Source organism: Paenibacillus sp. RU5M, assembly GCF_900221055.1.
In the GTDB taxonomy this organism is placed as follows: domain Bacteria; phylum Bacillota; class Bacilli; order Paenibacillales; family Paenibacillaceae; genus Paenibacillus; species Paenibacillus marchantiae.
On the sequence record NZ_OBQM01000002.1, the window covers coordinates 98,619 to 115,251 of the forward strand.

Consider the following 16,633-nt stretch of genomic DNA (forward strand, 5'->3'; position numbering starts at 1 on the left):
AAATGAATAGATTAAAGCTCTATCTCTCTAATGATTCTAGCAGGATTTCCACCAACAATCATGTTATCCGGGACATCTTTTGTGACTACCGCACCGGAAGCAATAACGACATTGTTACCAATGGTGACCCCTGGATTAATGACTGCCCTGCCTCCGATCCATACATTATTCCCTATGGTTACTGGCTTGCCATATTCTGCACCTGTTATCCGTTCAAATGGATTCAAGGGATGAGTAGCGGTATATATGTGAACATCAGGTCCCATTAAACAGTTATCCCCAATGCGCACTTCACATACGTCAAGTATCGTACAGTTAAAGTTGGTATAGAAATGCTCTCCAACATGAATGTTGTAACCATAGTCAAAATGAATATTCGGTTCCATGCTCAGGTGATCACCCGTTGATCCTAACAGCTCTTTCAATACCTTTGTACGGAGCTCCCCATCTGATTCTGTGGTCTGATTGTACATGCGTGTCATTTTTCTTGCATATTCCCGGTCTTGAGACAATTGGGGATCGGAAGCCAAGTACAGCTCACCATCGATCATTTTTTGTTTTTCCGATTTTGTTGTAATACTGCTCATGATTGTTTCCCCTTTACGTCTATATTAATTTTTGAACCATTAAATTAAGATACTTTATAAAGCTATAATAATTATATGGGATAACCTAAATAAATCAAGTTCCTTTGCAAATTGAATATAGAGATATTATGCCTAATGTTATTAAAAAAACCTCTGCGATCCAATAATTATTGGATCGCAGAGGTTTGCTGAAGTAAAAAAAATATATAGCAGTTTGCAAAGACAACTTTTAAATCAACACATTATCCAGCCGCCTGAACAGTTTGCTCCTTGCGACTAATTGCGTAAACGGCCGACACCAGACCCATCAGGATTAAAACTGATCCCACCCATCCTGTATACATAATGGATGAATGATCGATAACCACCCCGCCAATATAGGTTCCGAGAGCTATACCAGCATGTGCAATTCCTGAATTGGTGCTAATTAACGTTTCAGCCGTTGCCGGTGAGGTTTTGATAATCAGACTATTCTGTACCGGGGTAACGGTCCAGCTTAATGCACTCCAGATACTTAGCAGAATCAAGAAGGCAATTAAAGGCAACCCGGTACTAAATGGAATAACCGCCATGCTTATGATAAAGGGTATCAGCACGATAATAATGGCTTTGGCTGGGTGCAAGCGATCTGATAAGATGCCGCCGATTCCTCCCCCTGCCACAGCAGCGATACCAAACATCATATAGATAAAGGTGACCATTGTTGAGCTGGCTCCCAGCGCTTCCTGGAGAAATGGTGTGAAATAAGCATATAACGTTAAGTGTCCTGCGAGCACAAGCAATGTTGTAACATGGATTGCCAGCATTTTCGGATTCCATAGAGCAGTAAGCTGCTTCTTCAGGGATACTGCCGGAATCGGCTGCACACGATCCATGGCAATGCCAATGGCAACCATGACTACTGCAGTCAAAATCGCGATCAACATAAACACTTCACGCCATCCTGCGATATTACCCACAAAGATTCCGAGAGGTACCCCCAGAATCAGTGATGCACTTCCTCCCATCGTGATTATTCCCACAGCACGCCCTTTATATTGGGGCTCCACAATACGAGCTGCGAGCGTCAAAGACAGGACAAAAATCAGCGAGCCCGTTGCAGCCCCCAATGCTCTGCCTGCCAAAAGAATATAGAAATTAGCACTGAACGCAGAGATGAGATTGCTGATTAGAAAAACGAATAAAGTGCACATATATACTTTTTTACGTTCGAATCTGGCCGTCATATTTAACAAAATTGGCGCAGATAACGCATAGACAAGGGAGAAGATGGAAATTAAATACCCGGCTTTGGCCAAGGTCAGATGAAGATCTGTTGCAATCAAGTCCAGAATCCCGCCTAAAATGAGTTCAACGGTACCAACCACAAATGCCGCGATTGCCAGGACATATACTTTTTTATTCATTTTTGAAGCCTCCTCGAAAGTTACAACTACGATAGTAACTTAATCAAGAGAAGATTTCAATACAAAAAAGCTATTCTCCGAAAGAATAGCTTTGGAACCATCGTTTTAATAAATTAATCGCGCCAGCAGACGTGCGATTTCTTCGTCCTGAAGCAGCTGGTCACCATATTTTTTGGTAATTTGAGTAAGAGCGACGTCATGATAGAAATAATCCGTCATTGCTTTAACAATCGGTTTGGACGTTGTCTTGATGGCCTTCCATGAATCATGTTCGATTCCTGCAAACAAGAGATAGCCATGGTCAACAATGATTAGCTGCGAGGGCTCAAGATTACTGTCCTCAAGCATCGGAATTAACGAATATTTATGGGTTAGAGACGTTTGCAGTCCTCCTACAGCCAAGACCTCTACATGTACCCCTTCGGCCTCTTTTCTCTCCAGAAGCTCCCGGTATTTCTCCATTTGCTCGTTCCAGGCCAGAAAAAGGATATACGAATCCGCTTCCTCAATGAGCTGTTCAATGTTCGATGCAATGGATGATGCATCCTTCAATGTCCAGATATGTTCATCTGTGAATGTACGTTTGATTTTATATGTCTTTAATTCCTCAATATCCTTCTCAAAGTCAGCCCTAATTTTGAGGATAATGGACTGAAGATCAACCGCCATGTACAATTTTTTCTTCCCATGCATAGTTGTTAGGACGATTCCCTTATCAATAAGCCGATTAAGCACTTCGTATATCTTAGCCTTGGGTACATTGGAGTAATTAACAATGGATGTGGCATCGAGTGGTGAATCCTGCGCAAATATGGCCTCATATACCTGACTTTCATATTGTGTAAAACCGAATTTCTGCAACATGGTTCGATTCGGGCTCCTTCTTGTTTGTATCGTTCTATACAGTTTAGACGCCTGAACTTCCCATGTCCAGTTTATCCCACCGACGTTTCATACTAGTCGTAATGATATTACTGTAAGAGTGGAGCATCCAAATATAATGATCTTCCAATGGTTATATTAAGATTGATTCAGGCTACACATTTTGATTTTCTGAAGGAGGTTTGCTTAAACATGGAGAACACCCATGATTTTGTAAAGAAAGTGAATGAGAACGCCGAAAAAGCACGTCATAACAAAAACAATGGTAAAGGTACACCAACAGATAAACTGCCGGCGAAGCGGCATAGCACCAATAAGTAAGGCTAAAATCAATTGCAGCAAATTAGGGAAATAGCGCTCTTATTTTTTTCAAGCACAAGAAACAAGAAAAAGGATCTCTAGTGAGGTCCTTTTCTTGTTATTTGAGATCTACTCGTTGAAGACATTCAATCTGCTACGTTCGATTCCAGAAGCGTTGTTGGGTCATGGCTTGAATGAATTGTTCTGCAAAAGCTGCAGGTTGCTGTTCCACAATGACACCAGGTTTGCCGATAATGCCGACTGGCTGAATCAGGGCCGCCCCCGTCGGTGTAGCTCCTATCGGTTTAAAATGATTGTACGTTTCAATGGCATAGGATCGGGTGTATTTTTGAAAATAATTATCTTCCTTCTGTCCTCCAACAATGAACAGTCCATCATATACCAAAGGTGATCCGGTCAAAAAGCTGTCATCCACTTTCAACTCCACACCGCTCGTTCCATGGACCACACCTTGTCTTTCATGAACAATGACTGGACGAAGTCCCGCGCTCTTAAACTCATCCAAAATGTATTGTGTGCTGGGACCATCAAATCCTTCACCGACAATCACCCCGACGCGCAGTGTCTTGGGAGAAAATACGGTATTGGCCATGCTTAGCGCAGGGGAGAATTTTGTCACCGTAGATTCGGAAACCTTAGGTACAGCGACTCCAAGCTCGCGAGCCAGAATGGTTGCCAGCTCTGTGCTGATATTCCCTAACATATCGACGACCTGTTGGCGAATCGAAACATCTTTTACTTTCCCAAGCTCAAACGTGAGTGCCTGAATGATATGACCCTTCTCCACACCTGTCATGCTGTTCCAGAATAAACGTGCCTGTGAGAAATGATCCAGGAAACTAGCTGCCGTTTTTCGTTCCTTGAGACCTTGCACCGTGGAAGGATACGTTACAAACCCACCTTTTGTACCGGGCACAGTATAGGGAGAATTATTGGCAAGAGAGTTTTCGTGATAGGCGACTCTTCCTCGATCAATGGTGTAGCGGGAAGCACCGTCTCTCTGGTTGTTATGTACAGGGCACACGGGACGATTGATCGGCAATTCCTGATAATTCGTGCCCACCCTTGCCAATTGTGTATCCGTATACGAGAATAGCCGGCCTTGAAGCAGTGGATCATTGCTGAAATCAATGCCACGTACAATGTTGCCAGGATGGAAAGCCGACTGTTCCGTTTCCGCAAATACATTCTCGACATTTTGGTTAATCGTCATTTTGCCAATGATTCGTACCGGAATGTCTTCTTCTGGCCATAATTTCGTTGCATCCAAAATATCAAAATCAAACTTGAATTCATCCGCTTCCTCCAGCACCTGTATTCCAAGTTCGAACTCAGCAAAGTTACCTGCATTGATATTCTCCCACAGGTCCCTGCGATGAAAATCCGGGTCCGCACCGCCCAGCTTCTGCGCCTCATCCCACACAAAAGAATGCATGCCAAGTACAGGCCGCCAATGAAATTTCACGAATCTGGATTTGCCTTCTTTGTTCACCAGCCGGAAGGTATGTACTCCAAATCCCTGCATCATTCGAAAGCTTCGTGGTATCGTGCGATCCGACATAATCCACATGACCATCGCTGCCGACTCCTGATTATTGGCGATGAAGTCCCAGAAGGTATCGTGCGCAGTGGAGCCTTGTGGAATTTCATTATTGGGTTCCGGCTTCAGTGCATGAATCAAATCCGGGAACTTGATCCCATCCTGAATGAAGAAGATCGGAATATTATTGCCGACCAGATCAAAGTTGCCTTCTTCGGTATAAAACTTCACTGAAAACCCACGCACATCCCGATTCGTTTCGTTCACTCCTTTGGAGCCTGCAACCTCGGAAAAACGAACGAATAGCGGTGTCTTCACACCGGGATCCTGAAGAAAATGTGCCATCGTTAACTCTTCAAGTGACTCATATAACTCAAATTCACCGTAGGCTCCATATCCCCGGGCATGCACAACTCTCTCCGGAATGCGTTCCCGGTCAAAGTGAGACAATTTCTCACGCATCAGAAAATCTTCAAGCAGCGTGGGTCCGCGATCCCCCGCTTTTAGCGAGTTGCTATCATCCGATATTTTAACCCCTTCGTTGGAAGACATCTCTTTTCCGTTATTATCCCGAAGAAAGGCATTTCGCTGTTCTATCTTTTTGTTCTCATCCATGGGTTCCTTGCTCATTCCAATCACCTCCAGCATTATATGTATGGGACTGGAAGTACACTTATGATTGACTGATACACCATACTTTGGTCCGAATCATGTGTGTGAATTACAAATATGAATTGCATGAACTTATCAATGGGTATAACTGGGGATTGTCCCATTTATGAAATATCGCGTCCTTTGTCTAGCACCTTCCTCATTTCCTTTTCATTTACTATAAAGAATCTAATAGAAAAGAGATGATGAGGATGGCTAGTGTAAAAGCTGTTCCACAACCGGATTTGGTATTGATCTACTGGTCCAGAAATCCGCTCGTTCCCGGTTCTGCACGCCGAATCAGAAGTGTGCGTGTGATTGGGAACACATCCCCTTGTACCTTCACACTGGTGCGTGGTGCATTGCTGATTAATGCCTTAAACTGTTTGCTGGACAATGATATTGGTTTTAAAGTGGTGTATAGCAAAAAAACATCGAGCATCAGTGGCGTTTTATTGTTGAAACGCAGATCTTAAACGAACAAACAGGTGCCCTCCTTCAATAAGGAAGTGCACCTGTTTGTTATTTAATCAATGAATGATGTGACTGAACTCCACTCTATTTGACGTTCATATAACGTTCGAAGGCATCATTACGGATGGTCAGTAACTGTTCAAGTCCCATATCATTCAACTTTTTGATATAAGCATCCCAGCCGTCTTCGATGCCGCCTTTGGTTACCCACTGAGCTCGCATCGTCGCTACATAACCGTCAATATCCGTTGTCAGCGTTGGCAGCTCCTGGAACTCTTCAGCATTGTACATAACCTTCGGATAAGGTGTCGTTACATCTGCACTGCCCAACTGATCAATTTGCAGCTTGAGTCCGTCACCAGCCTTCGGATTAAGCTTAATTTTTTCTTCAAAGGAAGGGCTTACATATTTGGGTCCGAAATCACGCAGGGATTGATCCCAGTACCAAGCATCGGCGCTAGTGCCTGCTGGCGGGTCCATCAGCGTATATGTGCCATCATCATTTTTCTTGATTACAGTTCCAATCGCACCCCAGAAATTCTGAATGCTGGCTTCGTTGGAATAGAACTGATCAGCCCAGCGTGCCGCTACTTCTGGAACAGTACATGAACTTGTAATCAGCAGTTCATTACGGGCCAGATTCATACCGCCTGGATCACCTGGTTGATAACGTTTGCCATCAGGTCCGGCAATAGGCGCAATCGCTTCGTATTGGTCGCTCCACTTGCCAAACACCGCATCAGGTGTCCATTGGTTGCTGAAGCCGACGATTGGAATGTCTGCATTTTGCCATTTGGCTGATGTCATTGTATTGTCTTGTGTGAACAGTTCCTGATCAATCAACCCTTCTGAATACAGCTTATGTGTATAAATAAGAGCTTCTTTATAGGCGTCAGTCGTTGGGAAGAAGACCGGTTTACCGTCCTGCACAATCATACTGCTGGCATTAATGTCAGTGATTCCGAATGGATTGAGGAAATCCACATTCAGACCCGTTTCCGTGTACGGAATTTCGTCCTGTTTTCCATTTCCGTTCGGATCTTTTTCCTTAAACGCTTTCAACACCTGATACAGTTCTTCTGTTGTCGTTGGTGCTTTCAGCCCCAGCTTATCAAGCCAAGCCTTATTAATTACAGGCTGATTCCGGCTCTTCGGACGGGCAGGCAGTCTTGTTGGCATGGAATAGATTTTGCCATCAGGAAACGTACTGATTTTCTTCATGTCTGGCGTCTCTTGCATAGCCGCCTTCAAGTTGGGCATATACGAGTCAATATACTCATCCAGTGGACGGAAATAGCTCAGGTTGTTTACAATGTCCGAATCGCTGAACACCTGGTCACCCAAGATAATGTCCGGGAGTGTACCACTGGCAAGCATAATGGATTTCTGCTCCCCCCAGTCATTAGAGGACATGACCTGCCACTCAATTTTCACATTGGAATCCTTCTCCAAATCCTTGAGCCATTGGTTCTGTGTAAAGGTGTCGCCCATATTCCCCCAACGAACCGTCAGTACCTTGAGTGTGACTGGTTTATTGACAATCGGCAGACCTTCCTGATTAAAATCACTTGAAATCGTAGTCTCCGCAGGTTCACTACTATTTCCACTACTACAGCCAACAACGCTGACCAACATGGCCGACACGAGAAGCAGGCTGTTCATTTTGGTGAATAACTTCTTGCCTATCTTTTTCCCCATTTGGGAACCCCCTTGATTCGTAATGAATTTCAACCCGCCTTATTCCTTCACTGCGCCGATCATCACCCCCTGATTGAAATACTTTTGGATGAACGGATACACACACATGATCGGAATTGTAGCGATGATAATAACGGAATACCTCATCAAATTGGCAAGACGCAGGGCAACTTGTGCTGCTTCTCCTGTACCCATGCCAGACTGCATCTGATTCGTGATGAGGATATTACGTAAAATTAGTTGCAGCGGATACAGATTCGGATCTTTTAGATAAATCAGGGCATTAAAATACGAATTCCAATACCCTACAGCAATCCATAGTCCAAGGACTGCGATGATTGCTTTGGACAGCGGCAATACGATGAGTACAAAATACCGCAGGTTACCACAGCCATCGATCTGGGCAGCTTCCCATAAATCTCCCGGAATACTGGTCTGGAAAAATGTCCGGGCGACGATCATGTCGAAAACCACGACGGAGAACGGAAGCACCATCACCAGGAACGTGTTATAGAGATGGAAGTCGCGGATCGTCAGGAAGGTTGGAATCAAGCCGCCGCTGAAGAACATCGTAAAGATAAAGAACAGCGAGAAAAATTTGCGCCCGACCAGATCTTTTCTCGATAATGCATAAGCCGCCGAAATATTAACGACAAGCCCGAAGAGTGTTCCCACCACCGTATACAGAATGGTATTTCGATATCCAATCCAGATATTTTCGTGTCGCAGCAGTTCCCTATACCCTTCAAGCGTGAAGCCTTTGGGGAAAACCCACACCTGTCCGTTAGCCACAGATGAAGGATCACTGAACGAGGCGATGACAATAAAATAGATCGGATAAATGATAGCAATCAGAAAAAGAACAGCAAAGGCATACAGTACAACTTCTGCAACCGTAACACGTGGTCGACGTTTTGTACGGGGAGTTCTGGTCATTGCTGCCGGTTCCATAACGCTCATCTTGTTTGTCTCCCCCCTACCATAGACTGTTTTCACTGTATTTCTTGGACAACTGGTTGACCAGAATAAGCAAAATAAAATTAATGACGGTATTAAACAGGTTTATCGCTGAGGAGAAGCTGTATTGGCTGCTCAGTAACCCGATTTTGTATACATAAGTAGACAGAATCTCACTTGAGAGAATGTTCAGGTCATTTTGCATCAGATACACCTTCTCAAATCCTACGCCCAGTAATCCGCCTACCCGCAGAATAAGCAGCGTGATGGCAGTCGGCAGCAGCATCGGAATATCAATATAACGAACCTTGTGCCATCGACTTGCCCCATCAACCGTGGCCGCTTCATAGAGGCTTGGGTCTACGGCAGATAGCGCGGCAATATAGATAATGCTATCCCAACCGACATGCTGCCACACGTCAGACCATACATACACACTGCTGAACAGAGCTGATGAACCCATTAAGTCCGGTGCTTGTGCTCCAAACAGCTGATACATATTGCCAACGAGCCCTGTACTTGGCGAGAACAGGATCAACATCAACCCAACCATAACTACCGTTGAAATAAAGTGAGGCATATAGGAGACTGTCTGAAAAAGCTTCTTGAATCTTCCGGCTCTCATCTGGTTCACCAGTAGTGCAAGCATAATTGGGATCGGAAAAGTAGCCAAGCTGTACAGACTGATCACAAGTGTGTTACGTATCGTATTGGTAAATTGATAGGAATGAAAGAATTTCTCAAAGTATTTGAATCCAGCCCAAGGGCTGTCTCCGATTCCCAACGCCGGACTGTAGTCCTTAAAAGCGATTAATACGCCGTACATCGGCTTGTAGGCAAATAAAAGTGTCAACAGAACCGCTGGAAAAAGCAAAACGTAAAGGCCCCAGTTTCGCCTGATTCTCTCCAACGTTCTTCCAATATAAAGTGGATTGGTCCTCATGGTTCTTCCTTCCCTCCTGTAAATATACTGATGCTGCTCTCCCGTAGGACCTGTCATCTCTGGAATAGCTTCAGTATAAACTGCTTCACATTGGGTTTACCGGACCGCTAAGGACGTTATTCGGACTTCTATGGTTCCATCCATGAACTTTACAAGTAACCAAGATGCTTACAAGCAAAAATCATATCGTTATCCAGACTTTCGTGTGTGTAATCCGGACTTATGAATCAAAAGATGCAAATCTTTATGTTTTTTTCAAATAAAGGTTTTATACTATTCCTGAGATATTAAAGCGTATTCATAACCAAGCAATCAAGAAAGTGGTGCATTGTTCCATGGCAAACCTGAACACCATCAAACCCTACCCCATTCGGCATTATATCCGCATGATGTTCGTCATTTCCTTTGTCGTGCTCATCTTGGATCTCGTAATCAGCATTGCTTCCATCTCCATGGTCAAACAGCAATCCACCCAATACTTGCAGGATGCAGCCGATCTGTATATCAATCGCATTAATCACGATTTTGCGTACATTAATCATTTCATGGGGTGGACACTGGCCAATGACGAGAATCTCGACAACATGAATACATATGGCGTGAACAGTATTCCGTTCCTAAAGGCCAACGAGAAATTACATTTGCTCTTCGCCGAACTACAGCGAAACTACGGGCAGTCGTACAATTTCTTTTATTATTTGGAGAATAGTGAATATTTCCTCAACTGCGCGCCAATAAGTATCTCCTATTCGGATTATTCAGAAGTGAAGAAGCAGATCATTACGCTGACCCGTGATAAAGGTGTGTATGAGAAGTTCTATTCCCATTGGACACCAATTCACGTGAACGGCACTTCTTATCTTATCAATATTGTGCCGTACTACAACCGTTATCTTATTGCCTTGATATCCGCAGATGAACTGATCGCCCCTCTCCAGCAGATTAATCTGGGGGCCAACGGATACGCCTCTCTGGTAGACGAGAATGGAGTGCAACTTTCTGGACCTGCCGGCGGGGATCACATACCAGAAGTGAGACATTCATTTCTCGATCTGTTCCAGTCTCATAATATTGTCAGCAGCGACTTCTCCAATGCGGCATTCAGCGTGCGCATGGCCATCAAGTTTGGTGCATTCGAGAAAATTATGGTAGCTCAGCTGCTCATTATGCTGCTTTTTCTGATTGTGACCTCCACATTAAGTGCAATCATCATGTTTTTCAGGAGAAATCTGCTTGTTCCCATTCAGCGATTCTCCAAAAATTTGGCGCGTATTAACGAAGGGGACGAAGCGACAGACTTCAAGAGCAGTCGGATTATGGAACTGGAGCAGGTCAATGCACAGTTTAAAGAACTGGTAGCCCAGATTAAACGGTTCAAGATCGATCGCTACGAGCAGGAATTAGAGAAACAGAAAATACGATTGGATTATATGAAATTGCAGATTAAGCCCCATTTCTTCCTGAACTGTCTGACGAGCATGTACAGTATGGCACAGATGCAGATGTACGAGGAAATTGAGAGTATGGCCCTGGCTACGTCCCGATATTTCCGATATATCTTTCAAAGTGGGGAGAATTTCGTTCTTCTGAAGGATGAGATTGAACATGTGAGAACGTTTCTGGATATCCAGAAGTCGCGTTACCGCGATGCTTTTTCCTACCGCATTGAACATCCAGATGTGATCACGGGCATCGCTGTGCCACCACTCGTCATTCAGACATTCATCGAGAATGCCGTCAAATATGGGGTCTCCCGAGACCGGGAATTATGCATTACTTTATCCGTAACGGAACAACGACAGGAAAATGGCGATCATGTGCTGATCCGGATTTCGGATACAGGTCCAGGATTCAGCCCGGATGTTCTTGACGCACTGATGCGTGGAGAAGCGCTGGAACAAACCGGTGGTAACCGGATTGGCATTATGAATACCATCCAACGTTTGGAGTTGTTATATCGGGATGAAGCGAATATTACCTTTGCAAACGATGCAAGTGGCGCTCGGATCACGCTTTCCTTGCCTAAAATGATACTGAATTCAGATACTTCGGGAGAGGTGACAAACCATGAATGCATTGCTGGTTGATGATGATTATTTTGTAGTTATGGCTTTGGAAAAGAAAATCGATTGGAAGGCCTTGGGGATTCATACGATATTCACAGCCTACAATATTGCGCAGGCCAAGGAGGTTTTGCAAAATCATCCCGTTCAAATTCTCATCTGTGATATTGAGATGCCCCAGGGCAGCGGGCTGGAATTACTCGCATGGGTCCGGGACGAATCGCATAATGTACAGACGATATTTCTGACCAACTATGCCGATTTCAACTATGCCCAGAAAGCAATTGAGCTGCAAAGCTTTGATTATTTTCTGAAGCCTATTGAGTTTGACAAGTTAACGCTTATTATACAAAAGGCGGTTGCCAAAGCCCGAGACCAGCAGTTCATTGAGAAAGCCATTCATGAGGGTGAACTGTGGCAGAAAAATCGGAGCAAACTAATTGAGGATAGCTGGCGCAGGCTGATCTCCGGTAAAGCCTTTCCTTCCGGCCCTGCCGACGTCTCTGCCTTTTTGACAGAACAAAACCTGCCTTATGACACAACAGATCTGTTTCTGCCTATTCTGGTTAACCTGTTTCCGTATGATCATACGCTGGGCAAGACCGACAAGAACCTGTTCGATTACGCTTGTTTGAATGTGATGGTTGAACGGTTTCAGGACACTCTCTTCTCCATTGAAGCCATTACCGAGATCAAGGATCATAACTGGATGATTATTCTAAAATGGAACAGAGCGCCGGATGCACAGCTGATCGAATCCATGTGCGGTTCGTTTATCCCGGAGGTTAATAATTACCTGAAGTCGGATGTCTGCTGTAGTATCGGGTTCTCTCTGCCACTGGGTCAGATTCGTCATACCATCAACGAGTTGTTGCTTATGAATGAAGAACGAATCAAACACCGCAACCAAACCTTTTTACTGGAAAACTATAATAGACCTGAATTGAATTACACACCGCCTGATCTGGGATTGCTGGAGAAATTGTTGAATGAAAATCGCTTCCAGGCGTTTCTGGATGAAACAGGGCGTTATATGCATCAACTTGTCCGTGAAGAGGTGGTAGGCACCGCTGTTCTAAGTCTGTTGCGTCTTGATCTGGTGCAACTTGTGTATGCCCAATTGAAGAGTAAGGAGATCGAAGTGCACAAGCTGTATATGGGCAAAACGAATGATCAGTTGTTCATGCAATCTCTGCATTCTATTGAAGACATGCAATCCTATATTGCCTACCTGGTCAATACGGCTGCGGAATATCTGAATGTTGCCGAGCAGCCCAAGTCGGTTGTACATGAGATTACCCATTATATACGCACTCACTATGGAGAAGATCTAACGAGGAATAACCTGGGGGAGATGGTCTATCTGAATCCAGATTATCTAGCAAGACTGTTTAAGAAAGAAATGGGCATTTCACTGGGCCATTATGTCATCCATACCCGTCTTGTGGCGGCCCGACATTTGCTGGAGACCACCGCACAATCGGTGCATACCATTGCTGGAAATGTCGGTTATACCAACTACTCTCACTTCACCAAACTGTTTAAGCAAGAGATGGGCTGCAGCCCCAATGAATATCGCAAAAAGCAGAAAGAGAACTCTCATGAAACAGGATGACCTTTCTCGCTTGTAATACAAAATGCCACCCTGCGTATCGCACGCAGAGTGGCATTTGCTGTTTTGCTATGCCTTATTTATTCGCATTAATGACTTCATTCACTTCCTGAGTGATCTGGTCTCCGCCAAGCTTTTTCCAATTTGCAACAAATTTATCGAACTCGTCAATAGACAGGTTGCCGTAGATGATTTTCAAAAACGTCTCAGCGCGCAGTTTATCCAGCGTTGCCTGTTTGGTATTCATGGTTCTTGTTGGGGCATAGATAAATTCATTCATGACAATGAGATCGTTATCCCGATAATATTTAATGACACCCTGCGAGCTTTCCGGTCCAAAAATACGTTCCATATGCCACTTATCCAGATTTCCATTGCGGTAATCCATAATATCATCGTAGAATAGCTTTGCTTCGAGCTCTAATCCGGAAGTATCTCCCGTTTTGAGCGCCTGCTCGACTTCATCTTGTGCTTTTACGTTTTTGTTGGCAGGCAGATTGGATACGGTCGCATTCTGAAAACCGAGTCCGGTTACCCCGTTCAAATATGCAGCACGCTCTTCCTTGGCCGACTCACCGAACATTTTCTCTGCTTGGAAATTCAGCAGCTTGATTAAGGCTTCCGGGTGCTCATAGCCTTTACGAACGGCGAATATACCGCCCAAGCTAAGGTGGTTCTGCGTTTTGGCAGGCTGATCATCAATAGATTGGACAGGATAAGGCAGCCAGTCCACATTCTTATCCTTTTTGATCATGCTGCTGACTTGAAATGGTGCCCATTGTGGCAGGAAGAATATGCCTGACTTACCCCCGTTGACATCCTCCATCATTTTTGCAAAGTCCTTCACTCCAAACTCAGGATCAATAACGCCCTTCTGGTACAGATTTTGCAGTTCTCGCAATCCTTCCTTCACTTCAGGCTGAACGGTACCATTCACGACCTGACCCGATGCGTCCTTGATCCAGGTTTCAAGATAACCATGATAACCGAGCAGGAAGCTGTTGATTGGCAAATCCTTGTTTAATGCAATACCGTAGGTATCATCTTTACCATTTCCGTCCGGATCTTCAAAGGTAAAGGCTTCCGCAATCTTAATGATATCCTGCATAGACTTTGGCGCTTCCAGTCCCACTTTCTTCAGCCAGTCCTGACGAATCCAGACCATATCTGAGGAATCAAGTGAGCCTGGGAAACTCACCATCGCGTAAATTTTCCCATCCTTGGTTACCGGTTTCAAGCCTGCTCCATCCTCAGCAGACATAAATTCCTTGACCAGATCGGATGCATACTTATCATAGACCTCAGTCAAATCTTCCAGCATCCCAGCTTCATGCAGCTGCTCAAACTGCACAGCACTTACTTTCAAAACATCTGGCAAATCGCCACTCGCCAGGGTGACGTTCATTTTGTCGTTGTAATTGGCATCTGGGACAATCCAGTCATAGGTGACATCGATCCCAAGCTCGTCCTTGTATCCTCTGGTCCATATGTTATTGGCGTGTGTATCGCCTTCGGCGAGCGTTTCTTTCCCTGTTTCATTCATAGTTGATGTTAATTTGATGGGTGGATCATATTTCGTAAGCGGGCCTCCCGCCTCCTGCTGTTTGTTCGGTTGCGCTTCATTCTCAGCACTACCCGTACCCGATGAACAGGCTGCAAGCGTGGTTGCCAGAACCATGGTTAACGTTAACAATGAGAATTTCTTTAATGACATGTTCATGCGAATCCCCCTTTTTATTCCCCCGTGAGGTATAATTTTATTGTATAAAGAAAGCGCTATCACTTCGAGTGTACCCCGTTGACATCTGGTATCTTTGATTTACCATTTCAGACTTGATCTAACTTTTTTGATCCCGATATTCCTGCGGCGTGCAGCCGGTGGCTTTTTTGAAGAAACGATAAAAATAATGCTGATCACTAAATCCGACCTTAGCGGATATTTCATGCATTTTGCAGGTGGAGCCGAGAAGTAATTCCTTGCTGCGCTCGATGCGCCGGTCATGGATATAGTCGGATATGCCTTTGCCTGTAATACGCTTGTACCAACGGGACAGATATGACGGATTAAGGGAAACCTCCTGTGCAATTCGGGTTAGCGATAGGTCATCCTCCAGATGGTGCTTGATATAATGATGAATCGCAATTAGAATCTGCGACTGATCATGGATACGTGTAACACTTCTTTTGGAGATAATCCATTCATATGCCGATTGATAGAAAACCACCAGATCAGACCAAGGCGTATGGATGTCAAAATAAAGCATACGAGATAACGCAATTTCCTCCATCGCTGATTCGTACAAGCCCAGTTCATGAAGAAGCTCGATCAGTCCATTACCTGCTCCTGAATAGATCTTCATTCGAAAGAAGGGGTCCTGAAGCCCTTCTTTTGAAGCCTCTGTCCATTTGTGAAACGACTCCATCCACTCCCTGTCTCCTGTTGTAACCCGCTGCCTGATCTGATCCAGATGAAGAGCTGCAACACTCTGCTGATTCAAAATATTGGGGGTGTATGGCGAATCATGCTGCACTTTGACCCGAAGAAGCTTCTCCATCCCAAGTCCAGGGCCCTCATGGATCGACAGGCGCAGCTGTGCAATCGCCTGACTTAACTCCATCCACTCCACCGCCTGTTCGCTCACCATAATGGAGACGGACAGATTCAGACAATCCGCACAGGATTGCTGCACAGACTCCAGCGTTCCATAGACGAAACGCAGTGTCTGTTCCCACTTCTCCTGCTGTCCTGTATGGAAGCTCGATGGCTCCACCTTGGGCTGAACAAAGCAGGCGATCACCTGATAATCCAGATCAATAGCCTTGACCTTGGCCTTATCCTGAAGCAGCTCCTCCGCAACGTTGGCAACCGCATAGCGAATTAAACTTCGGTCCGCCTGGGATTGATAGTTGTTCCACTCCTCAACCCGTATAATGACCGGAATTACAGGCTCGTTGGACATGAAAGGTAACTGGACCGCATCCAACTCTTCCTGAAGCGAGGCGGTATCATGTCTTTCCGTTCGTTTTAGGAGATCCAGCAGTAACTGTCTCTGTAGCTGCGGCAGCGCTCTGGGCAGCTTGCTGCGGAACCAGGCATGCTGGTAACGGAAATCATTTTCCTCCGATATTTGTGTTAACGCCCGCTCTACCGCTGCGCGAATATGACTCATGCCCTCTGTCTTTAACAGGTAATCCACAACACAAGGGTTACGTATTGCTTGGTGTGCATAATCAAATTCGTTATGACCTGTCAGCAATAGCACTTTGCATCGTGGCCAGCGATCCATAATCTTCTCGATCAGTTCCATGCCATCCATGCCTGGCATACAGATGTCGCTGAGCACGATATCAATTTTGACAGAATTCAACCACTCGATTGCTTCAAAGGCAGAGTATGCCTTAATGATCTCCATATCCTGAAAATCCGCTTTTTGAAAGAATGCATAAAGACCATCCAAAATAACCGGTTCATCATCGACAATTAACATGCGCTGCATAC

At 44.8% G+C, this 16,633-nt stretch carries 13 protein-coding genes; 4 read left to right on the top strand and 9 right to left on the bottom strand.

The genetic code is table 11. The features are described 5' to 3' along the window. Positions 1-11 precede the first annotated feature (11 nt). The 3 genes from CRO25_RS06280 to CRO25_RS06290 all read right to left on the bottom strand — a co-directional run bounded on the left by CRO25_RS06280 (position 12) and on the right by CRO25_RS06290 (position 2,857). Complete coding sequence (locus tag CRO25_RS06280) at positions 12-587, bottom strand: sugar O-acetyltransferase (RefSeq protein ID WP_179132100.1); 576 nt, start codon at positions 585-587, stop codon at positions 12-14. A gap of 242 nt (positions 588-829) precedes the next feature. After that, positions 830-1,993, bottom strand: a complete 1,164-nt coding sequence (locus CRO25_RS06285) for an MFS transporter (protein ID WP_072732689.1) — start codon at positions 1,991-1,993, stop codon at positions 830-832. Positions 1,994-2,098: 105 nt separating this feature from the next. Next, positions 2,099-2,857, bottom strand: a complete 759-nt coding sequence (locus CRO25_RS06290) for a TrmB family transcriptional regulator (protein ID WP_079694362.1) — start codon at positions 2,855-2,857, stop codon at positions 2,099-2,101. A gap of 210 nt (positions 2,858-3,067) precedes the next feature. Here CRO25_RS06290 and CRO25_RS06295 point away from each other — a divergent pair, with 210 nt between their 5' ends. Further along, a complete protein-coding gene (locus tag CRO25_RS06295; RefSeq protein ID WP_079694363.1) occupies positions 3,068-3,196 on the top strand; it encodes a DUF4023 family protein in 129 nt (42 codons plus the stop codon). 133 nt (positions 3,197-3,329) lie between these two features. Here CRO25_RS06295 and CRO25_RS06300 read toward each other — a convergent pair whose 3' ends face one another. Continuing rightward, entirely contained in the window at positions 3,330-5,366 is a 2,037-nt protein-coding gene (locus tag CRO25_RS06300; RefSeq protein ID WP_372828752.1) for a catalase, read from the bottom strand. A 233-nt stretch (positions 5,367-5,599) separates the two neighbouring features. Here CRO25_RS06300 and CRO25_RS06305 point away from each other — a divergent pair, with 233 nt between their 5' ends. Then, complete coding sequence (locus CRO25_RS06305; protein ID WP_063563578.1) at positions 5,600-5,863, top strand: hypothetical protein; 264 nt, start codon at positions 5,600-5,602, stop codon at positions 5,861-5,863. Positions 5,864-5,945: 82 nt separating this feature from the next. On the opposite strand, the gene CRO25_RS06310 is transcribed toward CRO25_RS06305, so the two are convergent. From CRO25_RS06310 to CRO25_RS06320, 3 genes are read right to left on the bottom strand one after another with little or no spacing between them, the layout of a single operon-like run. Then, the gene (locus CRO25_RS06310) at positions 5,946-7,559 is read right to left on the bottom strand and encodes an extracellular solute-binding protein (protein ID WP_063563577.1); all 1,614 of its coding nucleotides are present in this window, start codon (positions 7,557-7,559) and stop codon (positions 5,946-5,948) included. A 39-nt stretch (positions 7,560-7,598) separates the two neighbouring features. Continuing rightward, a complete protein-coding gene (locus CRO25_RS06315) occupies positions 7,599-8,495 on the bottom strand; it encodes a carbohydrate ABC transporter permease (RefSeq protein ID WP_063563637.1) in 897 nt (298 codons plus the stop codon). 40 nt (positions 8,496-8,535) lie between these two features. After that, positions 8,536-9,459: a sugar ABC transporter permease gene (locus tag CRO25_RS06320; protein ID WP_079694364.1), complete on the bottom strand. Its 924-nt coding sequence runs from the start codon at positions 9,457-9,459 to the stop codon at positions 8,536-8,538. 335 nt (positions 9,460-9,794) lie between these two features. Here CRO25_RS06320 and CRO25_RS06325 point away from each other — a divergent pair, with 335 nt between their 5' ends. Together CRO25_RS06325 and CRO25_RS06330 are read left to right on the top strand one after the other, a co-directional pair. Next, a complete protein-coding gene (locus CRO25_RS06325; protein ID WP_072732686.1) occupies positions 9,795-11,546 on the top strand; it encodes a sensor histidine kinase in 1,752 nt (583 codons plus the stop codon). Beyond that, a complete protein-coding gene (locus CRO25_RS06330) occupies positions 11,527-13,137 on the top strand; it encodes a response regulator (protein ID WP_072732685.1) in 1,611 nt (536 codons plus the stop codon). Before CRO25_RS06325 ends, CRO25_RS06330 begins: the two co-directional genes overlap by 20 nt. 73 nt (positions 13,138-13,210) lie before the next feature. On the opposite strand, the gene CRO25_RS06335 is transcribed toward CRO25_RS06330, so the two are convergent. Further along, positions 13,211-14,854, bottom strand: coding sequence for an extracellular solute-binding protein (locus CRO25_RS06335; protein ID WP_079694365.1), 1,644 nt, complete (start codon positions 14,852-14,854; stop codon positions 13,211-13,213). A 118-nt stretch (positions 14,855-14,972) separates the two neighbouring features. Continuing rightward, positions 14,973-16,631, bottom strand: a complete 1,659-nt coding sequence (locus tag CRO25_RS06340) for a response regulator (protein WP_079694366.1) — start codon at positions 16,629-16,631, stop codon at positions 14,973-14,975. Positions 16,632-16,633: the final 2 nt, after the last annotated feature.